At 41.2% G+C, this 26,705-nt stretch carries 33 protein-coding genes; all 33 read left to right on the top strand.

What is annotated here, in order from left to right; all coding sequences use genetic code 11:
- Positions 1–71 precede the first annotated feature (71 nt).
- Positions 72–338, top strand: a complete 267-nt coding sequence (locus ACTQ1L_RS05090; RefSeq protein WP_321110448.1) for a hypothetical protein — start codon at positions 72–74, stop codon at positions 336–338.
- Between the two features lie 119 nt (positions 339–457).
- Positions 458–1,717 carry a cell wall hydrolase gene (locus ACTQ1L_RS05085; protein ID WP_441365759.1) on the top strand — a complete coding sequence of 420 codons (1,260 nt, stop codon included), beginning with the start codon at positions 458–460 and terminating at the stop codon, positions 1,715–1,717.
- A 235-nt stretch (positions 1,718–1,952) separates the two neighbouring features.
- Positions 1,953–2,942 carry an ornithine carbamoyltransferase gene (gene argF / locus ACTQ1L_RS05080; RefSeq protein WP_015517510.1) on the top strand — a complete coding sequence of 330 codons (990 nt, stop codon included), beginning with the start codon at positions 1,953–1,955 and terminating at the stop codon, positions 2,940–2,942.
- Between the two features lie 96 nt (positions 2,943–3,038).
- Positions 3,039–4,019, top strand: coding sequence for a biotin--[acetyl-CoA-carboxylase] ligase (locus ACTQ1L_RS05075; protein ID WP_441365758.1), 981 nt, complete (start codon positions 3,039–3,041; stop codon positions 4,017–4,019).
- Positions 4,012–4,347 carry a DUF6145 family protein gene (locus ACTQ1L_RS05070; RefSeq protein WP_441365756.1) on the top strand — a complete coding sequence of 112 codons (336 nt, stop codon included), beginning with the start codon at positions 4,012–4,014 and terminating at the stop codon, positions 4,345–4,347. The genes ACTQ1L_RS05075 and ACTQ1L_RS05070 overlap by 8 nt, the downstream gene beginning before the upstream one ends.
- 3 nt (positions 4,348–4,350) lie before the next feature.
- Positions 4,351–5,133, top strand: coding sequence for a type III pantothenate kinase (locus ACTQ1L_RS05065; RefSeq protein ID WP_118392514.1), 783 nt, complete (start codon positions 4,351–4,353; stop codon positions 5,131–5,133).
- A 4-nt stretch (positions 5,134–5,137) separates the two neighbouring features.
- Complete coding sequence (gene dusB, locus ACTQ1L_RS05060; protein ID WP_148872507.1) at positions 5,138–6,124, top strand: tRNA dihydrouridine synthase DusB; 987 nt, start codon at positions 5,138–5,140, stop codon at positions 6,122–6,124.
- Positions 6,125–6,481: 357 nt separating this feature from the next.
- Entirely contained in the window at positions 6,482–6,970 is a 489-nt protein-coding gene (gene greA, locus ACTQ1L_RS05055) for a transcription elongation factor GreA (protein ID WP_118370657.1), read from the top strand.
- A 12-nt stretch (positions 6,971–6,982) separates the two neighbouring features.
- The gene (lysS, locus tag ACTQ1L_RS05050) at positions 6,983–8,596 is read left to right on the top strand and encodes a lysine--tRNA ligase (protein ID WP_441365753.1); all 1,614 of its coding nucleotides are present in this window, start codon (positions 6,983–6,985) and stop codon (positions 8,594–8,596) included.
- A 240-nt stretch (positions 8,597–8,836) separates the two neighbouring features.
- Complete coding sequence (locus ACTQ1L_RS05045) at positions 8,837–9,061, top strand: DUF6462 family protein (RefSeq protein ID WP_273747028.1); 225 nt, start codon at positions 8,837–8,839, stop codon at positions 9,059–9,061.
- Between the two features lie 8 nt (positions 9,062–9,069).
- Entirely contained in the window at positions 9,070–9,531 is a 462-nt protein-coding gene (locus tag ACTQ1L_RS05040) for a DUF6462 family protein (protein ID WP_441365751.1), read from the top strand.
- 43 nt (positions 9,532–9,574) lie between these two features.
- Positions 9,575–9,817, top strand: coding sequence for a DUF6462 family protein (locus tag ACTQ1L_RS05035; protein ID WP_441365750.1), 243 nt, complete (start codon positions 9,575–9,577; stop codon positions 9,815–9,817).
- Between the two features lie 597 nt (positions 9,818–10,414).
- Positions 10,415–10,564: a hypothetical protein gene (locus tag ACTQ1L_RS05030; protein WP_441365748.1), complete on the top strand. Its 150-nt coding sequence runs from the start codon at positions 10,415–10,417 to the stop codon at positions 10,562–10,564.
- Positions 10,551–10,793: a hypothetical protein gene (locus tag ACTQ1L_RS05025; protein ID WP_441365747.1), complete on the top strand. Its 243-nt coding sequence runs from the start codon at positions 10,551–10,553 to the stop codon at positions 10,791–10,793. Before ACTQ1L_RS05030 ends, ACTQ1L_RS05025 begins: the two co-directional genes overlap by 14 nt.
- A 61-nt stretch (positions 10,794–10,854) precedes the next feature.
- Entirely contained in the window at positions 10,855–11,775 is a 921-nt protein-coding gene (locus ACTQ1L_RS05020) for a ParM/StbA family protein (RefSeq protein ID WP_441365745.1), read from the top strand.
- Positions 11,776–11,787: 12 nt separating this feature from the next.
- On the top strand, positions 11,788–12,231 hold the full coding sequence (locus tag ACTQ1L_RS05015) for an ATP-binding protein (protein ID WP_441365743.1): 444 nt from the start codon (positions 11,788–11,790) through the stop codon (positions 12,229–12,231).
- Between the two features lie 5 nt (positions 12,232–12,236).
- Positions 12,237–12,410, top strand: a complete 174-nt coding sequence (locus ACTQ1L_RS05010) for a hypothetical protein (RefSeq protein WP_441365742.1) — start codon at positions 12,237–12,239, stop codon at positions 12,408–12,410.
- Positions 12,411–12,737: 327 nt separating this feature from the next.
- The gene (locus tag ACTQ1L_RS05005) at positions 12,738–13,733 is read left to right on the top strand and encodes a DUF5688 family protein (protein WP_441365740.1); all 996 of its coding nucleotides are present in this window, start codon (positions 12,738–12,740) and stop codon (positions 13,731–13,733) included.
- Positions 13,734–13,742: 9 nt separating this feature from the next.
- A complete protein-coding gene (locus ACTQ1L_RS05000) occupies positions 13,743–13,871 on the top strand; it encodes a hypothetical protein (protein WP_417301189.1) in 129 nt (42 codons plus the stop codon).
- Positions 13,843–14,382, top strand: coding sequence for a JAB domain-containing protein (locus ACTQ1L_RS04995; protein WP_417301188.1), 540 nt, complete (start codon positions 13,843–13,845; stop codon positions 14,380–14,382). Before ACTQ1L_RS05000 ends, ACTQ1L_RS04995 begins: the two co-directional genes overlap by 29 nt.
- A 5-nt stretch (positions 14,383–14,387) precedes the next feature.
- Entirely contained in the window at positions 14,388–15,365 is a 978-nt protein-coding gene (locus ACTQ1L_RS04990; protein ID WP_441365880.1) for a DUF3991 domain-containing protein, read from the top strand.
- 397 nt (positions 15,366–15,762) lie between these two features.
- The gene (locus tag ACTQ1L_RS04985) at positions 15,763–16,281 is read left to right on the top strand and encodes a multidrug transporter (protein WP_441365738.1); all 519 of its coding nucleotides are present in this window, start codon (positions 15,763–15,765) and stop codon (positions 16,279–16,281) included.
- 4 nt (positions 16,282–16,285) lie between these two features.
- Positions 16,286–16,618 (top strand): plasmid mobilization protein, encoded by a 333-nt coding sequence (locus tag ACTQ1L_RS04980; RefSeq protein WP_441365735.1) that lies wholly within the window; start codon positions 16,286–16,288, stop codon positions 16,616–16,618.
- On the top strand, positions 16,605–18,053 hold the full coding sequence (locus tag ACTQ1L_RS04975) for a relaxase/mobilization nuclease domain-containing protein (RefSeq protein WP_441365734.1): 1,449 nt from the start codon (positions 16,605–16,607) through the stop codon (positions 18,051–18,053). The genes ACTQ1L_RS04980 and ACTQ1L_RS04975 overlap by 14 nt, the downstream gene beginning before the upstream one ends.
- 29 nt (positions 18,054–18,082) lie before the next feature.
- Positions 18,083–19,267 carry a hypothetical protein gene (locus tag ACTQ1L_RS04970; RefSeq protein WP_441365732.1) on the top strand — a complete coding sequence of 395 codons (1,185 nt, stop codon included), beginning with the start codon at positions 18,083–18,085 and terminating at the stop codon, positions 19,265–19,267.
- 9 nt (positions 19,268–19,276) lie between these two features.
- Entirely contained in the window at positions 19,277–19,681 is a 405-nt protein-coding gene (locus ACTQ1L_RS04965; RefSeq protein ID WP_441365730.1) for a hypothetical protein, read from the top strand.
- Positions 19,681–20,799 (top strand): PcfB family protein, encoded by a 1,119-nt coding sequence (locus ACTQ1L_RS04960; RefSeq protein ID WP_441365728.1) that lies wholly within the window; start codon positions 19,681–19,683, stop codon positions 20,797–20,799. Before ACTQ1L_RS04965 ends, ACTQ1L_RS04960 begins: the two co-directional genes overlap by 1 nt.
- Positions 20,800–20,805: 6 nt before the next feature.
- The gene (locus tag ACTQ1L_RS04955; RefSeq protein WP_441365727.1) at positions 20,806–23,019 is read left to right on the top strand and encodes a VirD4-like conjugal transfer protein, CD1115 family; all 2,214 of its coding nucleotides are present in this window, start codon (positions 20,806–20,808) and stop codon (positions 23,017–23,019) included.
- A 65-nt stretch (positions 23,020–23,084) separates the two neighbouring features.
- Positions 23,085–23,396, top strand: a complete 312-nt coding sequence (locus ACTQ1L_RS04950) for a hypothetical protein (protein ID WP_441365726.1) — start codon at positions 23,085–23,087, stop codon at positions 23,394–23,396.
- Positions 23,397–23,587: 191 nt separating this feature from the next.
- Positions 23,588–24,736 (top strand): hypothetical protein, encoded by a 1,149-nt coding sequence (locus ACTQ1L_RS04945; protein WP_441365725.1) that lies wholly within the window; start codon positions 23,588–23,590, stop codon positions 24,734–24,736.
- Positions 24,737–24,992: 256 nt separating this feature from the next.
- Positions 24,993–25,373, top strand: a complete 381-nt coding sequence (locus tag ACTQ1L_RS04940; protein ID WP_441365724.1) for an electron transporter RnfA — start codon at positions 24,993–24,995, stop codon at positions 25,371–25,373.
- A 56-nt stretch (positions 25,374–25,429) separates the two neighbouring features.
- Complete coding sequence (locus ACTQ1L_RS04935; RefSeq protein WP_441365723.1) at positions 25,430–26,272, top strand: hypothetical protein; 843 nt, start codon at positions 25,430–25,432, stop codon at positions 26,270–26,272.
- 12 nt (positions 26,273–26,284) lie between these two features.
- Positions 26,285–26,695, top strand: coding sequence for a DUF4313 domain-containing protein (locus tag ACTQ1L_RS04930; RefSeq protein ID WP_441365722.1), 411 nt, complete (start codon positions 26,285–26,287; stop codon positions 26,693–26,695).
- The last annotated feature ends 10 nt before the right edge of the window (positions 26,696–26,705 follow it).

Genomic DNA, 26,705 nt, shown 5'->3' with positions numbered 1-26,705 from the left:
TCCTGCGTTAAAGGTTAAGTTAAATTTTGAATGATGTATCGGAAAAAGAATAGTAGGGAGGACACATTAATATGGAATTATCAATGGACAATATGGACATCATGGCAGGAGGCATACTTGCGATAATGCTTGCACTTTTCATGCTGACAGTCATAGTGACCTTGATTGCACTCTCACATAGGATAAGAATTTTGAGCAATGAGATTTATAAAATAGAAAAACAGGTGAGCGACTACATAGACGAGCTGTCGAGAAGCGAAAGCGACAAGCTGGAGATAGAGCATAAGGTACATCAGGATGGGGTGATTTCATCGGTGCTGCAGGAGATTTTTCCATGAAATTTGACAAAATGGTATTACTGTGATATTATACCAATTGTAACAAAGTTGTAACAAATGCAACATAGGTGTAATAAACGTAACAAAAATAACATATACTACACCATATGGAGGATTATATGAAGCTAAACAAAAAAGTAATCGAGAGCATTACGGTCTGTGGACTGTGCGCTATGCTGACGATTACCGCGGTTACTAACAGCGGACGCTCTGAGGTCAAAGCAGAGGATAAGGTGCTAGCAAACACTAGTTTAGAGCATACGAGTTATAATAGTTATGCCGGCGTAGCAGCGACTCTTTTTGATTATGAGAAGAGCCTCACAGCAGAGAATGCTGTTACAGTAGAAAAAGAAAATGTTGAGATGGTGGCAGCAGCACAGGATACACAGCAGGAAGTGCAGCAGCAGGAGGCGCAGCCGCAGCTCACACAGGAGCAGCAGGAATGGCAGACAAAGCTTATGCCAAACGTTGAAGAATCACTCAACGTAAGAGCACAGGCCGATGAACAGTCAGATATTGTTGGAAAATTATATAAAGGAAGTGTGGCAGACATCGTAGAAAACGATGGCACATGGGCTCACATCAAGTCAGGAAATGTAGACGGATACGTTAATGTTTCTTACTGTGTGACCGGAACTGACGCACTAAGCTATGCTTACGACACATGCGGAGAAATCGCCACAGTAAATACAGATGGACTTCGTGTGAGAGAGGCAGCAGATACAAACAGCAAGGTCTTAGCGGTAGCAGACCAGGGCAAGACCTATCAGGTTGACCGCGCAGTGCAGGCGACAGATGGCTGGATCGCAGTAGTATGTGATTCACAGACAGGATATATCGCAGCAGATTATGCGACACGTTCCCTCAACACAAGGGTGGGTATCACCATTGAAGAGGAACAGGCACAGATAGCAGCACAGAAAGAGGCTGAGAGAAAGGCCGCAGAAGAAAAGGCAGCCGCAGAGGCAGCCAAAGCAGCACAGAAAAATACATCAGAAAATACTTCATCAAAGAAGGCTGAGACCACACAGGGCGAGGCAGTAAGTGCAGGAGCAGATGACCTGACACTGCTTGCAGCAATCATCGAGTGCGAGGCAGGCGGAGAGAGCTATGAATGTCAGCTCGCAGTAGGAGCGGCAGTCATCAACAGAGTAAAGAGCAGCTCATATCCAAACAGCATCTCAGGTGTTATTTACCAGAAAGGCCAGTTTGGACCGGCATCATCAGGAAAGCTCGCAAGAAAGCTTAGCGGACGCATTTCTTCTTCATGCTACAGTGCAGCACAGGAGGCAATGTCCGGAGTGGACAACACAGGAGGATGTACATCCTTCAATGATCACGGCTCAGGAATATCAATCGGAAATATGAAGTTCAGATAATATACAGCTGATATAAAGAAATAACAAAGAGGCTGCAAATCAACAAAGCTTGTTGGTTTGCAGCCTCTTTAATTATTTGTCCGGCGTGGTTTTACAGTCAGAGCGTCAATGCTTCAAACCTCTTGCAACATACCACAAAATAGAGTAAAATGACATCATTATAGCAAACTACAGATATAAATTATAGTAACCTGCATCTATAAACGATGCAAATAAAACCCAGGAGGCAAGAGCAATGCAGTTAAAGGGACGAAACTTTTTAAAACTTATGGATTACACTCCGGAAGAGATTACTTATCTGATTGACCTCTCACAGGAGCTGAAGGAAAAGAAGAAAAAAGGCATCAGACATGATGACCTCACAGGCAAGAATATAGCGCTGATTTTTGAAAAGACCAGTACCAGAACTCGCTGCTCTTTTGAGGTAGCGGCACATGACCTTGGAATGCATGTCACATACCTTGACCCGAGCGGTTCACAGATAGGTAAAAAGGAGAGCATCGCCGATACAGCGCGCGTGCTCGGCAGAATGTTTGACGGAATCGAGTACCGTGGATATGGACAGGAAATCGTGGAGGAGCTGGCTAAATACGCAGGCGTACCGGTATGGAACGGCCTGACAAATGAGTTCCACCCGACACAGATGATAGCAGATATGCTTACAATCCGTGAGCACCTCGGCAGACTCAAGGGCGTGAAATTTGTATACATGGGCGATGCAAGATACAACATGGGAAATTCACTCATGGTCACATGTGCAAAGCTTGGCATGGACTTCGTGGCATGCACAAACAAGAAATATTTCCCAAATGATGAGCTTGTAAAATACTGTAAGGACGTTGCAGAAACAACCGGCGCATCTATCACACTCACAGAGGATGTGGCAGAGGGCACAAAGGACGCAGATGTCATCTACACAGATGTGTGGGTATCAATGGGCGAGCCGGAAGAGGTATGGGCAGAGCGAATTAACGACTTAAAGCCATATCAGGTAAATGCAAAAGCATTTGAAAATGCAAAGGATAGCGCAATCTTTATGCACTGTCTGCCTGCATTCCATGATTTAAAGACCACTATCGGCAAGCAGGTCTATGAGAAGTTTGGACTGAGCGAGCTTGAGGTGACAGACGAGGTATTTGAGTCAGAGCGCTCAGTGGTATTTGATGAGGCAGAGAACCGTATGCACTCAATCAAGGCTATCATGCGTGCAACACTTGCTGATTAGTACGGCAAGCAATGACCGCAACAAAAGATTGACGGAAATTTGTCTGCGGGATATTTGTGAATAGTTACAATTCGATTAAAAGCTAAGGAATAAAGCATGAAGGAAGAAATACTTAGACTTCTACGCAGCGCTGACGGCTATATTTCAGGGCAGGAGCTATGCAACCGGTTCGGAGTATCGCGTACAGCCGTGTGGAAGGCCATAAACCAGCTAAAGGAAGCCGGATATGAGATAGAGGCACAACAGAATAAGGGCTACAGGCTCATGGCAGCGCCGGATCTGATGACAGAGGCGGAGATAAAAAGCCTCATGCACACAGAATGGGTGGCAAAGGAAGTGCTGTATTTTGATACAATAGACTCCACCAACACCAAGGCTCAGGAGCTTGCCGAAAAAGGCTATCCGAGCGGCACCTTAGTCGTAGCGGACAAGCAGGAGTCAGGCAAGGGGCGCCGCGGTCGCAGCTGGGTATCGCCGTCCGGCACAGGTATTTTCATGACACTTATGATAAAGCCTGATATCAATCCAAACAATGCATCCATGCTCACGCTTGTGGCTGCGCTTGCTGTCGCAAAGGCCATAACAAGCGTAACCGGCGAGGAAGCCCTGATAAAGTGGCCAAACGACATTGTGGTAAACAGCAAAAAGGTGTGCGGCATACTCACAGAGATGAATGCGCAGTTTGACTACATCAACCATATTGTTGTAGGCATCGGTATCAACGTGCACAATGAGAGCTTTCCGGAGGAAATCAGTCAGATGGCGAGCTCACTCATGATAGAAGCAGGTGGCAAAAGATTCCACCGTGCGCAGATAATCGCAGAGACCATGTCATACTTTGAGCAGTATTATGATACATTTTTAAAGACGCAGGACCTTTCAGCCCTCGTCAGGGAGTATGATGAGCTGTTGGTCAACAGGAACAAATCAGTAAGGGTACTGGACCCGAAGGAGCCGTTTGACGGAAAGGCAATGGGCATCACGCCTAAGGGCGAGCTGATCGTGGACACATGGGAATCGCGTAAGCTGGTTTCAAGCGGAGAAGTATCAGTGAGAGGAATATACGGATATGTCTAAAGAGGTAGTACTTTGCGTGTCAAACGCATATCAGAAAAAATATTATCTGAACGAGAATTTTAACGGACTTCCACAGACTATAAGGGACGAGCTCAAAATCATGTGCGTCCTGTATACAGAGGATGTGGGAGGCATACTGGAGCTGGTGTTTGATGAGGACGGAAACCTCGATTTCAGAACATCCTGCAAGGAAAATGACTTTTTCTATGATGAGATAGGAAGCGTGCTAAAGATAAAGCAGTACCGCAACGAGCGAAGAGAGCTGCTCGAGTCGATAGAGACGTATTATCGCATAGTATTTTTGGGAGAAGGATTCGAGGAGGAATAACAGATGATTTTAGCACTGGACGTAGGAAATACAAACATAACATGCGGCGTATTTGATGGTGACAGGATAAAAGCGAGCTTTAGAATTACAACTAAAATGCCACGTACATCAGATGAATACGGCATGCTTCTGAGCAATCTGCTTGAAAGAAATCAGGTAGGCATGGACGACATACATGATGCAATCATATGCTCCGTTGTACCGAATATCATGCATTCACTGCAGAATGGCCTAATAAAATACTTTAATATCAGGCCGATAATCGTGGAGGCGGGCATCAAAACAGGCATCCGTATCGCCACACCAAATCCGCAGCAAATTGGCGCAGACCGTATAGTAGACGCCGTAGCTGCATATGAATTATATGGAGGACCTGTTTTGGTCATAGATTTTGGCACAGCAACCACCTACGATATGGTCGATGAAAACGGTACCTTCATGGGAGGAATCACAGCACCGGGCATACGTATCTCAGCCAAGGCACTCTGGGAGGATGCGGCAAAGCTTCCTGAGATAGAGATTAAAAAGCCTGATAATATCCTCGGAAAGGACACTATCACCAGCATGCAGGCGGGACTTGTGTATGGACAGATAGGACAGACAGAGTACATCATCAACAAGGTAAAGGAAGAAACAGGCATGTACGATGCAAAGGTTGTAGTGACCGGCGGACTCGGCAGAATAATATCCAATGAGACAGAAAACGTGGATGTATACGATCCGGATCTGACATTAAAGGGCATAAACCTCGTGTATCGCAAGCAGAACCGCAAGGGAGTGAAGTAATAGTATGGATATTCATCAGATACGAAAGCTTCAGATAGGAAGTGTGACACTCCCAAATAACCTGATACTGGGACCTATGGCAGGCGTGACAGACCTGCCATTTCGCTTATTGTGCAAGGAGCAGGGAGCCGGCCTTTTATGTATGGAAATGGTCAGCGCCAAGGCAATTTTGTACAAAAACAAAAATACAGAGTCGCTTCTTTCAATAGATGAAAGAGAAAAGCCTGTTTCACTGCAGATGTTTGGCTCAGACCCGCAGATAATGGCTCAGATAGCAAAGCAGATAGAGGAAAGACCGTTTGACATACTGGATATCAACATGGGATGCCCGGTGCCCAAAATCGTAAACAACGGTGAGGGCTCAGCACTCATGAAAAATCCGATTCTTGCAGGTCAGATTATAGAGAGCATAGTAAAAGCGATAGATAAGCCGGTCACCGTAAAAATACGAAAGGGCTTCGATGATGAGCATATCAACGCAGTAGAGCTGGCGCATGTGGCTGAAGAAAGTGGCGCAAGCGCAGTCGCAGTGCATGGCAGGACCAGAGAGCAGTACTACTCCGGTAAAGCCGACTGGGATATCATAAGGCAGGTAAAAGAGGCTGTCTCAATACCTGTCATAGGAAACGGAGACCTGCTTTGCGCAGAGGATGTCATAAAAATGCAGGAGCAGACAGGCTGCGACGGCTTTATGATAGCCAGGGGAGCGCAGGGCAATCCATGGATTTTCTCACAGATACTGCATTACTTTGAGACCGGCGAGCATCAGGAAAAGCCATCCTTTGAGGAAGTACGCCGGATGATACTGCGCCATGCACGCATGATGATAGAGTTCAAGGGCGAGTACACGGGAATACACGAGATGAGAAAGCACACAGCGTGGTATACGGCAGGATATCCGCATTCATCAAGGCTGCGCGCGGCGGTGAATACGGTGGAGAGCTTAGAACAGCTTGAGGAGCTTTTGTATAAGGAAAAGCTTCAAAATTGAAATCGGCCAAATCCTTGACAGCGTGGGGATTTTCAATTATAATACACGCGTTAAAATAGGCTTTACGATTTAATAAAACAAACTTCCCACATTTAGGGTATCGTGGTTACCGGCGTAGCATACAGTTTATTCCTCAGAAAAATATGAAGTTAGCCACGGGAACGAATCGCGGATAGAGGGTTTTTCTTTGCTGCGGGGTTTCCGTTGCCGAGGGTTATGGAAACCCGTGGCAGTTCATATTTTTCTTCGGAATATACTGTATACTTTCCGGTAAATTAAGTCTTTGAAGTGGGAAGTTTCATTTTAGCAAATCAACATAATAAAATAAAAGAAAAGGAAGATAGAAGGGTAAGAATCATGGAGAACAAGAAAAATATTCTGACATATGCAGGTCTTAAGAAGCTTGAGGATGAGCTTGAGCATTTAAAGGTTGTTAAGCGTAAAGAGGTTTCCCAGAAGATCAAGGAGGCTCGTGAGCAGGGTGATTTATCTGAGAATGCTGAGTATGATGCAGCTAAGGATGAGCAGCGCGATATCGAGGCTCGTATTGAGGAAATCGAGAAAATCCTTAAAAATGCAGAGGTTGTTGTTGAGGAGGAGGTTGACCTTGACAAGATTTCTATCGGATGTAAGATCCGCATCTTAGATTGTGAGTTTGATGAGGAGCTTGAGTACAAAATTGTTGGTTCAACAGAGGCAAACAGCTTAAAGGGCAAGATTTCAAACGAGTCACCTGTAGGTAAAGCTCTTCTTGGAAAGAAAGTCGGAGATACTGTAACTGTTGAGACTCAGGTAGGAGAGCTCACATACAAGGTACTCGAGATCCAGAGAGCAGAAGAGAACTAAAAGAGGTAAAAAATGGTAAATCAGAATAATAACAAGGGTGGACAGCAGCAGGACGTAAACCAGCTCCTTAAGGTCCGCCGTGAAAAATTACAGAATTTACAGGAAGCAGGAAAGGATCCCTTCCAGATTACAAAGTACGATGTCACTCATCATAGCAGCGATGTAAAGGAGCTTTACAATGCTCATGAGGCTGAGATTCTCGGTGACAGAAAGGCTCCGGATGTTGAGGGCTTGGATGACGCTGCAAAGCGAGAGGTAATCAACAATGATTACAACGAGAGAAGAGAAATCATGGATGCAAAGCCAATCGAGGTAAGCATCGCAGGACGTATGATGTTCAAGCGTGTCATGGGTAAGGCTTCTTTCTGCAATATTCAGGACTTAAAGGGCAATATCCAGGTATATGTGGCAAGGGACAATATCGGAGAAGACTCATACGCAGACTTCAAGAAATCAGACATCGGTGATATCTACGGTGTAAAGGGCTTCGCCTTCAGAACAAAGACAGGCGAAATCTCAATCCATGCAGAGGAGATAACACTGCTTTCAAAATCACTCCAGATACTCCCGGAGAAGTTCCATGGACTGACAGACACAGATACCAGATATCGTCAGAGATATGTAGACCTTATCATGAATCAGGAGAGCAAAGAGGTATTTATCAAGCGCTCACAGATACTCAAGGAAATCCGTAACTTCCTTGCAGGCCGTGATTTCATGGAGGTTGAGACACCTATGCTTGTCTCAAACGCAGGAGGTGCCGCAGCAAGACCATTCGAGACACACTACAACGCATTGAACGAGGATGTAAAGCTTCGTATTTCCCTTGAGCTTTACTTAAAGAGACTCATCGTCGGAGGACTTGAGCGAGTATACGAGATCGGACGAGTTTTCCGTAACGAGGGTGTAGATACACGTCACAACCCTGAGTTCACACTTATGGAGCTTTATCAGGCATACACAGACTACGAGGGCATGATGGAGCTGACAGAGTCAATGTTCCGTTACCTCGCTGAGAAGGTATGCGGTTCGACAAAAATCTCATACAACGGCGTGGAGATCGACCTTGGAAAGCCATTCGCAAGAATGACAATGATAGACGCAATCAAGAAATACGCAGGCGTAGACTTCGACCAGGTACCTGATGATGCAGCCGCAAAGAAGCTTGCAGACGAGCATCATATCGAGTATGAGGAGCGTCACAAGAAGGGTGACATCGTAAACCTCTTCTTCGAGGAGTACTGTGAGAAAGAGCTTATCCAGCCAACCTTTATTATGGATCACCCAATCGAGATATCACCTCTCACCAAGAAGAAACCAAGCGACCCTACAAAGGTAGAGCGTTTTGAGCTGTTCTGTAATACATGGGAGATGTGTAACGCATACTCAGAGCTCAACGACCCAATCGACCAGCGTGAGCGTTTCGCAGCACAGGATGCCAACGCAGCAGCAGGCGATGATGAGGCAGAGCACACAGACGAGGACTTCCTCAATGCGCTTGAAATCGGTATGCCGCCAACAGGTGGAATCGGATACGGAATCGACCGTCTTGTGATGCTTCTGACAGATAGCCAGGCAATCAGGGACGTATTACTGTTCCCGACGATGAAGTCACTCGATAAATAAACCTAGTATTTATGCGGGTTTGAAGGGTGTGGATGCGTCAGAGGACGTATTTTAGGACGCATTTTGGCATAGTCATATACATCAGTATGAAAGAGTATACAATCTGAAAAGAAATAAATTCAATCAAATATGAACTACTAAGAGGACATTTTCTAAAGAAATTTAGAAGATGTCCTCTTTTTTGCGTTATGGAGAAATACGTCATTTATAGCTGTGGTGAATACAAGAAAGGTGATTATTATGAATGGAGAAAAAGTAAATGGTGGAAGATTTCAGGATATGAAGAAATTTGTCAGATATGCTGATGGGGCAAAGATGTATAGCATGGGGAAGACAAAGTTTCAGGAATTAGCCAAGGAAGCACAGGCGTGTTATAAAATCGGACAACTGGTACTTGTTAATACAGAAATATTGGATAAATACCTTGAAAAGTATCATATTACTGATTCAGATTTTTATAAGTAGGTGATGGAATGGTAAATACATTAAGTGGTTCAGTTAGTGCGTATCGTAATGAACAAATAAATAAAAGGTATATTCGTATAGAAGAGGTAATGTCAATGTTGAATGTATCAAAAGAAGAGGCACTTGAGATAGCGCTAGCAGCCGGAGCGAGATATAAGCTCTCAAAAATTACATTGATACATAAGGGAAGGTTGGTTGAATTTATGAAGCATTTCACAAAAGTCCCAAGTTCAAACAAAATAGTTGAAAAAAAATTTGTTAGAATTGGTGAAGGTTCTATGACATATAGCATAGGACATCACAGATTTATCGAAATGGCAAGAGCAGCAGGAGCAGTATATAAGATAGGTACTGCAAAAGGAAATACTATTCTAATTAATTTAGAAGTGTTTGATGAATATATGGAACAGTTCAGAGAGCCTCCAACAAAGATGAAGCATCCATTACCAAATATGAAGGGAGATGATTGAAATGGGATATTCATATAAGTGCTATTCAGATACGAAGGATTTTATGAAGAAGTATGTAAATGCTGAAGAAGGTGCTGTTATTTATGGAATTAGCAAATCTCGAATTATCGTAATTGCAAGAGAGGCAGGTGCAGTTTATAAAGTAGGAAACTCTGCTTTGATTAACACGGAGTTATTCGAGGAATACCTTGAGCAATTCAGAGAACCAGCAAGGTCATTGCCGAAACATTTGTGGAATAAATTGAAGGAGAACACAAATGCACCAAAAACTGGTGAAAACCAGTGAAAATACACCAGTGGTGTCACTTCCGTAAAAAAGATGCTCATAGTAGAATATCAATTGTCCAAGAGAGATTGGACTGTACAACTGAATACTCAGTTACAGATTTGCATTTTATATGCACTATGAAGAAATTCATAGGTAGTAAAATTACGGGGCATGTACCTGGAGGATGAAAGTCACAGCTATCATATTAGTAGTCTGATGGATCGAGAGATGAAGGACGAGAAGTTGGATGGAAATCTGGTAAAAGGGCGCAAGAGGTCCAGTGGAACTCTGCTCTACGCAGATCGAAGCGAAGCGTAGACCGGCATGTTGCGTAAGGATAATCACCCACGGAGGGCGAGAAGGTCGTCCTTATCCTCACAAGGCTAAGAGAGGAGATAGTGCTTCTGATAATTCAGAAGGGCGTCGTGAAACACGTTTAGTGGCTCGTCTGTAACTCCCGGAGGTGAGCACACCTCTTTGTACACGGGGCGATATAGGAGTCTAGAAGACTGACGTGTACCTACATGCTTAAGCATTAAGCATAGCCATGTAGACTATATCACTTCCAAATTCTATTTTTGTCTATATGGCACTAATTAGAAGGAGGACGAAGTGATGATTGGATTTAGTATAGCATTAGTAATAATTGTTCTTATCGTATTGTTTTCATTAGCAAGGACGGCAGGCGAGTCTGACAGAGTATTGGAACGAATTAGACAGCAATCACTCCTTGGAAGGGAGGATAGCTCAGGTGGGAACAGTTGAAAAAAGAGATAAGTATAAGAATAGCAGATATGTGTCTCCAGAGAAAAAACTTGAGGGAGAATTAAAAGACTGTATGAATTGCAGATTTTTTGGGGACATAACAACAGATGTGCCAATGGAACATGTTGTAAACTATCCAAGAAAAAGGAATCGAAGCTTCCGTCAGAATGTGTTGGTTGCTCTTATTATCAAGGAAATGGCTATTGTTTTCCTTGTATGCGTAAGTTGATTGGAAAGTAGGTGATGACGTGTTTGAATGGCTGTTTAGGAAGAAAGGATGTGCGAAAGACATGAACAATAAATTAGAAGTCATCGGCATTGATCATGGCTGGTCAATGATGAAAACAATTTCTCAGGTATTTGTCACAGGTGTTAAGGAGATTACAACGACTCCGGCACTTTTTGGTGATGTGCTTGAGTATGAAGGCAAGTATTACAAGGTTGGAACTGTAAGGCAGGAAGTAAAGGATACCAAGGTAGAAGATGACAGCTTTTATCTTCTCACACTTGCAGCAGTTGCAAAGGAGCTGAAGAGAAGAGGACTTGCAGAGGCAAAGGTATTTCTTGCAGTAGGACTTCCACTTACAAGGTTTGGTGCCGAAAAAACTGACTTTATCAAATATCTGACAAAGAATAAGCAAGTGAATTTCAGATTTGAAGATGAAGCTTATCATATTGAAATTGATGATGTTGCAGTATTCCCCCAGTGTTATGCAGCGGTAGTCGATAAGATACCGACGATGGCAAAGAAAACGTTGATTGTTGATATTGGAAGCTGGACGATTGATATTATGCCGGTAATAAATAAGTCACCGGATGAATCAAAGTGTGTGACAGTTCCAAGAGGTCTTATTACCTGTATGCGTTCTATCAATGAACAGTGTGTAAGACAGCTGAATGGGGAAGTAGATGAGTCTGAAATCCAGAATATTATGCGTTATGGCAGGTCCGATATTGACGATGATTACTTTGCAATCATCAAAGTGGAGATAGAGGATTTTGTCGAAAAGGTCTATAACTCAATCCGTGAGTTTGGCTATAACTTAAAGACAACTCCAATCATATTCGTTGGTGGTGGAGCAGTTGTAATGAAGAACTTTAGCAATTATGATGCAAAGAATATCTCATATATCCTTGATATTAAAGCAAATGCAAGAGGGTATGAGCAACTTGCAACGATGGGACTTAAGAGTGCTAAGAGATTATCGTAGGAGGTGCTTAACATGGGAAGAAGACTTGAATATGAAGTAAAGACTTCCGTTCGTCTCAATATGAACAATCCTCAGCATGTAAAGATTAACAATGTACTTCAAAATCTTGATCCGAATATATTTAAATCCAAGAATCAGTTCATTATAGATGCCTGCCAGTTTTACATTGACCATTATGGTGAAGAGCAGTTCATGGAGAAGAAAGAGAGAAAAAGAGAATCGTTTATATCTGTGGAAGATATTGATGAAATCAAAGCAGAACTTATTGAAGTTGCAATGAATGAGGCAAGAAAAGAAGTAATCAAGCTACTTGGTGGGGTGATATCTGGAATGAATGTAGGTCAGTCGGTTGTCAGACCAAGTACTTATAACAAAGATGAAGAACCTACAGAGGATGTAATGGATGATGCAGATGTTGCAGGACTTGCAATGAGCTGGATGTCGAAAGGAGACTGATTATTATGAGAAGAATTATGGAAGCCATAGGAACAGTGGTATTAGAGATACTCAAGTGGATACTTAGAATTATACTTGGTGCATTGAAGCTGGTCTTAGGACTTGCCAAGTTAGTTCTTCTTCTATTCGGTATGTTGGCTAGAGTATTTCTTTCATTCGTAAGAATGGGAACATTTTGAAGGAGGTGAGGATATGCAGGTAAAGGGATTATTCTTAAGTTATAAGAAAAGCAGAAGACTTATGCAGTATTTCTTTAAATTAAGAGAGCTGATATAATGAAAGGAGACTACAATGCACAGAATACGGGACAGTCCTAAGTGTTTCGTGCATAAAATATAAATAATTCACTGAAAGAGTGGATAAGCACGGAACACAGAGCCTATCCCTCTTACAGAAGAAGGGATATATTCTTGATTAAATAGTCCATAACAACAACTATAACCCAGCGGGGAATGTAAGCCAATGACTTATGTTCCCCAATTTTTTTGATTTGGAGGATAAACATTATGATGAATTATGAGATTTTTAAGGAAGTAGTAAAAGAGAAGTTTCTGGATTATATGCCAGAAAAGTTTAAGGGAATGGAGATTGCGATTGCTCCTGTGGAAAAGGTAAATGTGACATTTGATGGTCTTAGCCTTAGAGAAGCTGGTAAGAACGTGTCTCCTACCATTTATATCAATGACATGTATAAGAGATATGAGAATTGCGGAGATCTTGAAGAAACACTTATGTCAGCATGTGACACTATGGCACAAGCATACGAGGAGATTCCACCAATCAGCGTGGATAGTCTGTATGAAGGTGCGAATGAGAAGGTAGTATTTCAGATTATCAATACGGAACAGAATAAATCTCTTTTGGAACAGGTGCCACACAGAGAATTCCAGGATCTTTCCATTATGTACAGGCTTGTCATGAAAGTTGATGCAGATGGTGTGCAGAGTACAAAAGTTACAAATGAGCTTGCCGAAAGAATTGGAATGAATGAGGAGCAACTTTTTAAGTATGCTGCAGAGAATACAAGAAGAATCTTTCCGCCTACTGTAAGAAGTATGAATGATGTGATGAGAGATATGTTCTTAAAGGATGGAATGCCACCGGAGATGGCAGATATGATGATTGGTGAGATTCCACCAGAGCAGACGATGTGGGTAATCTCAAATAAAACGGGTGTCAATGGTGCTGTGTCAATGCTTTATGAGAATGAACTTCATGATCTGGCAGAAAACCTTGAAAGTGACCTCTATATTTTGCCTTCAAGTGTGCATGAGGTTATTGCAGTTTCTTCAGATATGGGAAGTCCAGAAGAACTTGCAGAAATGGTAGTGCAGGTGAATATGGAGGCAGTAGATTTAGATGAGAGGCTTTCCAATCAGGTATATCACTATGACAAGGATTTAAGAAAGCTCACTCTTGCTACAGACACACCAAACAAGAGACTTGATGGTATCGTGGCAGAATCGCCACTTGTATATGACGCAAAGGATAAGTCAAGATAGGAGGAGTTTATGGAGCAGGAACTTACAATGGAAGAATTCATTGCTCTCATAAACAGCCAGAAAGATGACTTTATTATTTGTATCGAGTTTGGAGAGGGTGATGAGCGTGATGCCAAAGAAGAACGACTTCAAACTTGATGTTGTGTCGGTAAGACTTGTAAAGGATGCCCCGATTTATTCGGAGCATACCTTTAACAATCCGACAGATATAGCTGCTGTAATGGGAGAGTGTATGTGTCAGTTTGACAGAGAAGTGGTCTGTGTTGTGAATCTGCGGTCAGACCTAAAGCCTATCAATGTGCATTTTGCAAGTGTAGGTTCTTTGAATGAAGCAATGGCACATCCAAGGGAACTGTTTAAGTCCAGTATCCTTAGTAATGCTGCAAGTATGATGCTAATCCATTGTCACCCTTCCGGCAACGTATTTCCAAGCAAGGCAGACACGATGATGACTGACAGGATGAATAAGTTGTGTGAACTTATGGGAATACCGCTTGTGGATCATATCATTGTCGGAGGAGATAATCGTACTTTCTTTAGTTTTAGGGAAAAGGGCATGATTGACAATCCTAAGATTACACTTAGCACCGATTACAGGACGCTTGATATTAAGTCACCGCTTGTTGCAGAGCAGGGAAAGGCAAGGTGAAGATAATGGATGGAAGATTTACGGATGAAGAGCTTGCCATTGCAAAAAGTGTTGATCTTTGTGCAGTAGCAGAAAGTCTTGGATATACAGTAAGGCGAATTGGAAAGTATCATACCTTAAAGGAGATGGACTCTATCCGTATTTATAACCGCAGTCATTGGTTCAGATGGTCAAGGCAGTTTGATAAGGGTAGTAACGGTGGTTCGCAGATAGACTTCCTTAGAGTGTTCTGTGGAATGAGTGTAAAAGATGCTGTATTTTGGCTTCTAGACTTCGCTGGATATAGAAGAATTGAAAGCAGGGAAAAGCAACCACTCATCCATCAGGTAGCACAGAAACGAACTGAGGAGAGGAAGTCTTTTGTGCTCCCGGAACCGGCAGGAGATAATTCTTATCTGATTTCTTATCTTAATAATGAGCGTGGAATCAGTAGAACTGTTATAGATTTGTTTTTAAAAGGTGGACTGATTTATGAGAGCAGACATTATCACAATGTAGTGTTTAAGGGAAATGATAAGAATGGAGTGACCAGATTTGCCAGTATGAGAGGTGTGTTTGATAAGCAGGGAAAACCTTTCAAGTGTGATGTTGTAGGCAATGATAAAAAATATGGATTTAATGTGGTAAATGTAAAAAGCACAGAGCTTGTCGTATTTGAAGCTGCAATTGATCTTATGAGTTATGTGGATATATTCACGGATTATGAATCAAATAAGCTGGCTCTTGGAATGCTTGCGGATGCACCACTTGAAACATTCCTTAAAGAACATCCACAGATTGCTTCCATCCGATTCTGTCTTGATGCTGATGAGCCGGGAAGAAAGGCGGCATCTGAACTTATGAAGAAGTACTATGAACTCGGATATGATGTAGAGGATTGTCCACCACCAGCAGGATATAAGGATTATAATGAGTGGCTTGTCGCTACAAAACTTAATCTTTCCGGACCAGGGAAGAAAGCAATTAACCATGCAAGGGCATGATTAACTGCATTTTAAATTGTGGGGGCAGAAAGCGCCTCCAAAACAGCAAAGTGGGGGCAGAAAGCGCCACCAAAATGTCAAAGTGGGGGCGAAAAGCGCCCCCGCAATTTGGACATGATGAAATTCAGATGATGCTCAATATAAAAGTGGGGGCAAAAAGTGCCACCAAAGTATCAAAGTGGGGGCAGAAAGTGCCACCAAAGTATCAAAATGGGGGCAAAAAGCGCCCCCACTAATATAAACAAAGGGTTTTAGGGGAAAATTTCCCCTAACTAGATGGCATCAGGACAGAGATGTCTCTGATGCGTATCTAGCAGTCGCCGGGGACTAACCGAAGACTGGAGCTATGGTGAATATTTACTAAACACGGATAAGGAGGTGCAAGGCAGCAATGGATATGGAAATTACACTATTTTCAAAACCGGAAGAACTGATTGCTTGGGCAGACACATTTGATATACTACTCAACCCTTCGATAGAAGATGCTGCAATTCTTCTTAACTATATGGAAGATCATGATTATGCAATAGGCGTTGATTCTGATGGAAAGATGTACAGACAGGACATAGCAGAAGAAAATGGAGAGATAGAGCTGTATCCGATAGATGATGTGATTGATACTGTCTGCGAGTGGAACTATGAGCTAATACTTGATGCAGATGCTCGTAGAGTAGATCCAAAAGATTTTCAGGATTATAGTGAATATCAGAAGAAGTATGAAAGTCTAAAGGCTGATGAAAAAAGGCTTGATAGATTATTTGACAAGACCTGTTATGGGAAAGAGATTATTGAAGTAGCAACAAAATTGGCAGACAGAGTCATCAGTCAGTTAGGTAATAAGGAGAACTTGGAAAAAGCAGCTGTTACAGTAGCTGAAGGTGTAAAGGAATATAGTACGGGTAAGAGAGGAAGGTGATCTGATGGCAGATAAGGTTCATAGTGTAAGGAAAACTCTTCGTCTAATGCCGGAGGAAGCAAAAGAACTTGCAAAGAAAGCGAAGGGGAATGGCATGAATGAGGCTGAGTATATTAGGCTTCTTATCAGTCAGAAACCCAATGATTATCCAGAGGTGCGAAAACTTCTAAAGGAACTTATCAATGAGATAAATCGTATTGGAATTAATATCAATCAGATTGTATTTAATAACAATGCAGGTTTATATTCAAAAGATGATAAAACGCAGCTTATTGCATATATGCGAAAATTGAATCAGAAGGTTGATGAGGCGGTGAGTCAGATTGGCAATCAGTAAGATACTAAATATGAAGGACTGTGGAGGTCATTTTCATGGAAAGCATCTTAAGCGTTCGCTTGATTATGTAATGAATCCGGAGAAAACACAGGATGGAAGGCTTGTGGGTGCAATTAACTGTCAGGCAGATGCAGCATTTGAGCAGATGAAAGAGACCAAGCGTAAGTTTGGTAAAGTCGATAAGAGGCAGGGGTATCATATCATTTTGTCGTTTAAGGAGAATGAAGTGAATCCTGACACAGCATTTGAAATCACACAAAGGTTTGTGGAAGAATATCTTGGTAAGTCTTATGAGGCTATATATGTTGTACACGATAATACGGAGCATGTACATTCGCATATCGTATTTAACAGTGTAAGCTTTGTAGATGGGAAAAAATATCGCTATGAAAAAGGGGATTGGGCTAAGTATATTCAACCTATTACAAACCGACTATGTGAGGAATATGGTCTTTCTATCATTGATGTTGATGATGGTAGTAAAGAAAAGCAGCATGAGAGCTATAAGGACTGGAGCGAATATCGTGAAGGCAGTTTCGTGTGGGCGGATATGATTAAGCGGGACTTGGATGCCTGTATATTACAGGCTGGTGATTATCAGCAGTTTCTCGATTTACTTTCAGACAAGGGATATACGATAAAACAGGGAAAATATCTTGCAGTTAAGCCACAGGGTATGACACGATTCCGTAGGTGTAAGACATTAGGAGATATGTATTCTGATGAGGCAATACGAGAACGAATTAGCAATGAGGATATATCGTTTTACAGAGAAAAACAGGAAGAAATCAAGCCTGTACTTATCAGATGCAAGGTGAAGAGATATCGAAAGGCAAAGATGTCAGGCCTCCAAAAACGATATTATGCAAAGCTCTATCGGATAGGTAAACTTAAGAAGCGACCATATAGTCAGGCATGGAAGTATAAGGATGATATCCGACGAATGCATAAGCTGCAGAAGGAATACCTGTTTCTTGCGAATCATGATATTCATTCAGCCGAGGAATTGGTGAGTGTAATTAGTTCACTTACAGATAAAAGAAAAGAGGTATCTTCGGAGAAAAGTCGTATCTATAAAGCGAGAGAGAGAAGTCGTGAGCTTTTTGATATTGCGGATGAGATGCAAGAGCTAAAACCTGCTGAGCAGTCCTATATACAGGGTGATGAGTTCTTTGAGGATGAGCATATTAAGTGGGAGATGCTTAAACAAAAACTATTATCACAGGGATACACTCTTGATGAAGTAGAAGCTTTAAGAAAGCACTACAAAGAAGAATACTCGCAAGCCTGTGCTAAAGAGAGGGCGGTATTCAAGGAATTGAATATTGGTAAATCCATTTGGAAGAGTCTTATTTCAGATAATGTATCAAATGGAAAAGATACAGAATACAACAAAGAAACAATACGAGACAGAAAAGAGCAGCCAGTACGATAGGCTGTTTTTTTAGTGGTTAGGAGGCATATATGGAAGAAAACAGACAGCCATTAAGCTCTATGGCAATAGAAAAGAAAGTGCAGCTTCTTCGTAATAAGCATGTAAGTGAAGAGATTATTGCACTTGTGAAGAGCGATTATGAGGATGGGCTTACAGAAGATGAAGTCAGTCTGTATTTGAATAAGAATTACAATATCGGTCAGATGAAAGTCTTATCGGAATGCCTGCATAAGGGTATTTCAGAAGATATGACCAGACTGCTTAAAGAAAGTAAGTTATCTGGTCATCAGATGCAGGTGTCCTTAGATTTCTATGAAAAAGGCGTACCCATTGAAGCGATACAGGAAGTTATGGATAAAGGTGAAAAGCCTGTGGTCATGCGAAGATTATATGAGGAAATATTAGAAAGCCTTGCGAAAGCAAAAGAACAGTCTTCGGCAGAAGCTGAGTATGTGAAGGCTCTTGTTTCGCAGATGGAGGAAGTGGTTGAGAAAATAAACCATCAGGATAAGAGATATGATGCGTTAAATGAGAAGTTAGCAAGTCTTGAGACTTCCAAAGATGATGAGGAAGTCAGGGAGCGACTTGTAAAAGAGAATCAGGATAAAGATGCCATGATAAGTCATCAGCAGGACGAGCTTAATAAGGCAAGCAGTACGATTGCAAGGCTTAGAGATGACATCGAGAAAAAGGATAAGGAGATGGAGCGTATGAGAAGTCGAATTGAATCGCTTGAAGATAAGATAATAAGCGTAGCATCAGAGAACAAGAAAGAGGCAGAGAGTGAGGAAACACCTAAACAGTCTGAAGCCGTGGAAACTTTGGCTGATAAAAACATGGTAGATACGGTGACGGTGTCACAGACAGCACCAGTTATTCAGAATGGAATACCCGTGTATTATCAGATTCCAGTTATGGATGTTACTGGTCATGTGGTACAGAAACTTCCTGTTGATAGGAATGTCAGAAAGAGCAGCAATGGGATGACAGGAATATTTGCGAAACTTTGTTTCAAGAAGAAATCCAGAGCAGACATTGTAAAGCTTGTTGCTACAGGGGATCTTGTTCCTGCACAGCTTGTTCAGATTAAAAGTGCCATAGAAAAGGGACTTACCGAGATGCAACTTATTGAACTTATCAATAACAACATTTCAGCGGAAAAGATGAAAGAGATCATTGAGATAGCAGTACTTGAAAATAGTATGGCAGATTAGGAGGAACTTATGAATTTAGCAGTGGTTAATGAAGCAGTAACAGAGATGAATGGAGTTGAGCATAAGTTTACGGAGGACGAGAAAAACTTTGTAGTTCAGTTCGCTTTCAGAAGTGGGAGCAAGGAAGACACGATTTCTCTTGTCGAGGCTTTGGCACATTCATCTGATAAGACAGAATCCGATGAGATTATGGTCACATACAGGGCAAAGTATGATATGAAGCCTGCGTGGGTAGAGCAGGTGGAAAATCTGCTTGTGGCACTTGAGATGTACCGTATTGAAGAGGAGAAGGCAATCAATCACCTTGCAGATATATTAACTGCCTATGGTATTGATGTATCAGCAGATGAGATTCGCAGTACAGAAACGGAAGTCCTTAAAACAACAGTCAGAGAAAAGGTGGAGGTGCGATAATGGCAGAAGAGATTCAGGAAGCGGTACAGATTATCCGTGTCGCATATGATGGTATAGAAATTGCTATGAAAGTAGGCAGTGGCGGTATATCTGCCATGCAGAAGGCAATCGATTTTTTGAAAGGGATGCTTGATTATGAGAAATCCCTTGGAAAGACATCCATGAGAAAATTGCTCTTAAAGGGCGGAGATTTACAGGTGCTACAGTTTAAGTCCGAAGATATGAAAAAGGTTGAAAAGATGGCAAAGAAGTATGGAATTCTGTATTCGGTACTTCCGGATTGTAACAAGAAGGATGGCATGAGCGAGATTATATTTCATACAGAAGCGGTTCCTCGTGTAAATATGATGATACAGAAGCTTAAGTTTGGTAAGATAGCCACATTTGACGATTATCTGAAGAATGGAGATGAGAAATCCCTCGGTAAGCTGATGGATTTTTTAAGAAAACAGCAGGGAAACGAGAAAAGCCACACGATAGAAGGGGATAGGGTAAATTCCGCTATAGATGGTCTGATTGAAAAGGTCGGTATGTTTGCTATGGAAAAGAAAGCTATCAGTGTGGATCAAGTTAAGGAAAATTTTAGTATTAATGGAGAGCAGGCAGAGAATGTTATCAAGCAACTTGAGACTATAGGAGTGCTTGGCAGTAGAAATGAGGATGGTACTCATGCAGTCATGATGGATAAGGATGCCTTTATCAACCGTGTCAGGGGATATCAGGACCTTGCGGATAGAATGAGAGCTGTTGCAGCATCAAAGAATGCGAATCTTTCAGATGTGACTATCAGTAAAAAGCTCATTGTCGAGGAGAATGAGCATGCCGTTAAGACAAGAATCCCAGGAACTTGGGGAGAGGAGGCAAGATATGTGTGGCTCCGTAAGGAGAACATCATGGATATTCATAGTGGAAAGACAATGCTCACATTTCTTGATTCCAATAAGGATTACAAACTTTATGATGAGCAGAATTGTGTGATAGCAACACAGAAGGGAACAGAGCTTTATACACATTATGATAAGGTGGAATCCTCTGTCAGAGAGCGTTACGAGAAAGCTCAGAAACAGCAGAAAAAGACCACACAGAAGAAAACGGTTACTACCAAGAAAGCGAGGTAATAGCCTATGCAGACAACGAAGAAAAAGCCATCACTGATATTTATCCTTGTGGGTGCAGTGTTAGCCGGTTATCTTGGTTATCTGATAAATGGTGCGTGGACGGAAGGGATTGCCTTTAATGAATTTATGGACAGATTCAATGAAGTATGTGCTGTTCCCTTTGCCAATTATTACAATTCCAATACAGTAAAAGCAGTAGCCATTGCATTAGGTATCTATGCGATGGCTATTGTCATGTATTTCACCAGTCAGAGAAACTATATGCCGGGTAAGGAATTTGGTACGGCAAGATTTGGAAATCCAAAGCAGGTCAACAAGATACTTGCAGATAAGGATGAAAATTTCAACCGGATACTCAGCCAGAATGTGAAGATGTCGCTGGATTTCAGAAGGCTCAAGCTCAATGGAAATATCCTTATCTGTGGTGGTTCCGGAGCAGGAAAAACATTCTATGAAGTAAAGCCGAATCTTATGCAGATGCCGCATAACTGTTCCTTTATCTGTACCGATCCAAAGGGAGAAATCCTTAGAAGCTGCGGGCAGATGTTAAAAAATAACGGATATAACCTGAAAGTCATTAATCTGTTAGAGATGGATAAATCAGACTGTTACAATCCATTTTCCTATATCAGAGAGGAAACAGATGTGGTCAAGCTGATTACAAACCTTATCAGCAATACGACACCCAAGGGAGCGACACCAAGTGATCCGTTCTGGGAAAAAGCGGAAGGATTGTTCTTGCAGTCTATCTTTTATTATGTGTGGCTGGAGGTACAGCCGGCAAAGAGAAACTTCGAGACAGTACTGAAACTTCTTGGAGAGGCAGAGGTTACAGAGCAGGGTAAGGCATCAAAGCTGGATGTGCGTATGAAGTTTTTAGAGGAGAGTTCCCCACTTGGAGCCAATCATCCGGCAGTCAAGCAGTACAACAAATGTATGAGAGGTGCAGGAGATACAGTTCGTTCCATTATCATCAGTGCCAACTCAAGACTTGCATTTCTTGAGAATAAGCAGGTTTTACGACTACTCTCAAAAGATGAGCTTAATCTGTCCGATATCGGTATTGGAGTAAATGGGGATGGTGAGACAAAGACAGCACTGTTTTGTGTAATCCCGGATAGTGATAAATCCTATAACTTTATTATCGGTATGTTATACACGCAGATATTTCAGGAATTGTACTATCAGGCAGACTTTAATTGTGGTGGAAGGCTGCCAATCCATGTGACATTTATGTTAGATGAATTTGCGAATGTCGCATTGCCAGATGACTTCTGTTCACTGTTATCGACAATGCGAAGCCGTGAGATTTCAAGTATTATCATTATTCAGAACTTTGCCCAGTTAAAAGCGCTTTTTAAAGATACCTGGGAGACAATTCCCGGCAACTGCGATACTTTCATATATCTTGGTGGAAATGAGCAGAGTACACATAAGTATGTGTCTGAGTTGCTTGGAAAAGGTACGATTGATAAGAAGTCAAGCGGAGAGACAAAGGGCAGACAGGGAAGCTCTTCAAGGAATTATGATGTATTAGGAAGAGAACTGTTTACACCGGATGAAGTCAGAAAGCTGGATAACAAAAAGTGTATTATCTTTATCCGTGGATTTGATCCAATCATGGACAATAAGTTCATACCATTCAATCATCCGATGTTTAACCAGACAGCAGATGGCAAGGGAGAGCCTTATGTTCATCAGATAAGGGGAGCAGATAATCTTATCGGTCCGCCATTTGAGATTCTTTCAGACAAGGCAGTTAAGTATTATGAAAAGCTGAAGGATAAGGGCGAGAATGTGTATATAGATTCTCTTACCTATGAGCAGTTTATGATGCTTGGTGATGCGGAATTAAGCAGAAGATTCTCCATGCAGGATGAAGCAGAGCAGAAAGCAAAGATTGACAGGGAACAGGCAAATGAGCTTGAGTATGTCGATGAATCGCAGAAGTCGGAAGCAACAGAAAGTGCCAATGCTTCTAGTGGAAGTGCTGGTGCTAAACCTGTAAGGAATCCTGAGAGGGAAAAGCCTAAATGGGAGGATACCATCACAAATCGAATGCTGCACTGGTCGTATACACCGGAGCAGAAAGAGGAAGTGAAGAAAGCACTTGCCGCAGGAGTTCCAAAGTCAACGATTCTGACGTATTTCTATCCGGAGGTTACTGTGGAGAAGATGAGTTCTTACAGAAATAATAAGGGAAGTGAGCAAACCCCTTGACAGTGGGAAAATATTATATTATTATTGTAAGGGAAGTGAACAAACCCATTAAAGGAGGATCAATTATGCGGATACAGTTTACAGTTAGTCAAATGGAATGGAATGATTTGCAATTAAAAGCAACTAAAGAAGGATATCCAGATGTACCAAGCTATTGTAAGGATGTGGTACTAAATCAAAGAACATATGCAACTCTTTGGAATACGGTAACAAAGAAAATAAAAAGTATGCCATCTGAAAAAACGTTTGTATTGAGAGATTTGGTGGATACTCCACCGTCAAATTTGGGTGTGAAATTATATAATCATCAGAAAGAATTGGGAATTGAGGTGATTAAGAAAGATAGCATGAATACTAATATGTTTAAGAAATTATAAAAGTATATGTAGTATAAAGCACTTTAGCTAAATTAAGTTAAAGCGTTTTGTGCTACAGGGAAAGTAATCTAGTCATTGTTGCTTCAAAAAGTCGCGTAGACATGTTTTGAATGGTATAATGTTCATACGAAAATTTGGAGTTGAGCATTAAAATCTATATTATATGATAAACGTAATGGAGAGAACTTTAGATGAAAAGAAAGAGAAAAAGAAATAATGGTATTTTTAGTAAAGTAAAAAAATTACTCGCGACGGTGAAAAAACCAAATTGGGAATATATTGCAATTATTGTCATTATTTTTATAGGTGTTGCTGTGTTAGTTATATCATATTTTATATGTGATAGTGATGCAAAGAATATTGCGGTAGGACTTGGAACAGGTGTAGTTACATCTGCTTTAGTTACTTTGTATCTTGAATTGATAAGTTCAAAGATAGAGAAGAGAAAAGTGGAAAAGTTCAAGAGAATGTTATTAAATCCATTGAATGACGCAGTTGATAAGCTATATGTTCAAATAGTGCTTAATGTTAATGAATATCGAGTGCGTGAAGAAATAGGAAGTTCGTTCTTACTTCCAATGAAGGATACAAAAGAAGTTTCTGAGTTCTTTAAGAAGATGCAAGAAGTTGATTTTGAAAGTATAGATAGCGAAGAGATAAAATCAAAATACGATGATTTTTCAACTATCTCATTGTCATTTTTCAAAGAGGTAATAAGTCAATATGAAGCGTTACCTTTTGAAAGCCTTGTAATAGAAAAGATTATTACACAAGATGAATACGATCAGTTGAAGCATTTTGAATTGGTAAATGAGTGTAATAGATGTCTTAATATTTTGAATAATATGGACTTGACGGAATTAGAAAGGTATAAAACAACTGTTCATTTAATGCATGTTATGTTCCTATTTATCAATAGATTAGTAAGGATATTTGATTTTATGTCAAGTAAAATTGAAATCGAAAATAAAAGGATTAAATCTCATTTAGATGATATATATTATAATGAAGTTTATCTTTTTTCAGATGAATATATTCAGCAATGGGAGGAACGTGCGAAGGCAGAAGCAGAATATTATGCTGAACATCCGGAACTATATGAAGATACGGAAGAAAGCGAAGAAGATATACTACACAGAAAAGTTAATGAGGCAATATGGGCGGGAGATGTCCAAACTATAAAAGAATGCTTTCCCAAAATAGATAGAAACAATAAGCAAATACAGTCTGAATTAACTTGGAGTGTAGCAAAAGATGTTATGAAAGATAAGGAATTGAGAAAACTATACTATCAGAAATATGGAGTAAAATATAAATTGCGAAGAGAGAAAAGAAAATAATTTCGTGTTTTATGCACTTTAGCCAATTACGGTTAAAGTGCTTTTTTCGTCTGGAAAGGAGGTGGTCACAGCAAAAACGCATCGGGGAAAGCCCGATTAACCATTACAACAGGCATTGCCTGATTATCATAGAATTACTATTAACAGGACAGAAAGGAATGCATATATTCCGTTCGGAAAGCTAGCCGGATTGGAATATGTGTATTCCTTTCTGGCTTTTTCCGCTTCTGTCACTTCAAAAAGGAGATTAAACAACATGAGAAAAGAACAGGTTATTTCAACAACAAACAACAATCAGATGGAGGAAAAGGGCATGAAGCAAAGATTTATTCATTTTAAGAAAAGATTTGTTCCGGCGGTATCCGGAGCACTTATGGGAGTAATGCTTATGAGCACTACTTGTTTTGCAGCAGGAACAGGAACTTCCGCAGTAACACAGCCACTTGAGAACTTAAAGACACTTATTATTGCAGTCATCGGTGCTGTTGGTGTCATCATTCTTGCAAAGAATGTTATGGAGTTTGCACAGGCTTATCAGCAGCAAGATTCATCTACTATGAACTCTGCATTAAAAGGTATTGTAGCAGGTGTAATGATGGCTGGTATTTCAACAGTACTGACATTCTTAGGTTTCTAAGATTGGGGAAAATGCAATTCCCCAATTAAATAAAAGGAAAGAGGTGAATTACAAGTATGGATATTTTCAAGCTTGGAGACAAGATCCTGGCACTTCTTGAGGCAGTGTTTGGATTTTGGAACAATCAGATATCCTTGGTCTTTGCAATGCTTGGACAGTCACCGGTCAGTTTCAAGGGCGGAGGTCCCTGGGCAGTCATTGAGGGAATTGAGCCAGTCTTTGTAGCGGTTGGCTCATCCCTTGTAGTACTGTTCTTTGTTATCGGTTTCTGCTCGGAAAGTATAGATGTAAAAGACGAGATGAGGTTTGAATCAATCTTTCGTATGCTTATCCGATTAGGACTTGCAGAATGGTTCGTTGCGAACAATGTCACCATTATGAAGGCATTTTTTACTTCCATAGGAAATCTGGTAGGACTCATTTCTGCTGGAACTACAACGCAGCTTGCCATTGATAGTACACAGGCAGACATCATTAAGGGACTTGGCTTTGGTGAGAGCTTGGTAATGCTGATACTTACGGCTTTACTTGCAATCATCATTATTATCTGTGGTTTCTTTATTATTTACACAGTATATTTCAGATTCCTAAAGATTCTGGTCATCGTTCCACTTGGAGCGATTGCATGTTCTACGATGGCAGGAAACAGAATGGTCAGTCATACAATGGCTACCTATTGCAAGTATTTCCTGTCGTGCGTATTTGAGGCAGTAACGATGGCACTTGCGATTGTGGTATGTAATGCATTTATCAATGCGGGATTACCTTCATTTACAGGAAGCTATGCTGACTGGGCACAGACACTTATCTATCTGTGTGAAATGACATTTACTATCGCAATGACTGTTGGAAGTGTGAAGGGTGCGCAGACACTTACAAGCAAGGCATTTGGATTGTAGAAGGAGGCATATATGGATAGCGAAAAGAAAAAGGTAACTTATAATTCCAGTTTTACCGGAGAAACGCAGGTGACACTTGATATCCAGCAGTATATGAATGGCAAGGCAATGTATATCGGACTTATGTGCAATGAGGACGGATATGATGAGCCGTTTGGTGATGTGACTGTGAATTTATCAGTTGCAGCACCTGATTACTGTGGATATCTGAATGTGAATGACATGCCGGATGTTGAAAAGTTTATCACAGACAATGACATTGGAGAGTTTACAGGATTTACACAGAGGAGTGGCTTTTGTGAATATCCTCTTTATCTGTTCAATGTAGATAAGCTTAGAGAACTGTGTCCGGATGGAATGGATATGTATGAAGCGAATATCGGTATGGCACGTCAACCGAAAACTAAGGATTTATCAAGATAGGAGGTAAGGA

It is taken from the genome of Agathobacter sp. LCP21S3_B2, assembly GCF_052118705.1.
Taxonomy (GTDB): domain Bacteria; phylum Bacillota; class Clostridia; order Lachnospirales; family Lachnospiraceae; genus Roseburia.
Note: the sequence above shows the minus strand (reverse complement) of the source record. Positions and strands in the feature narration are given on the sequence as shown.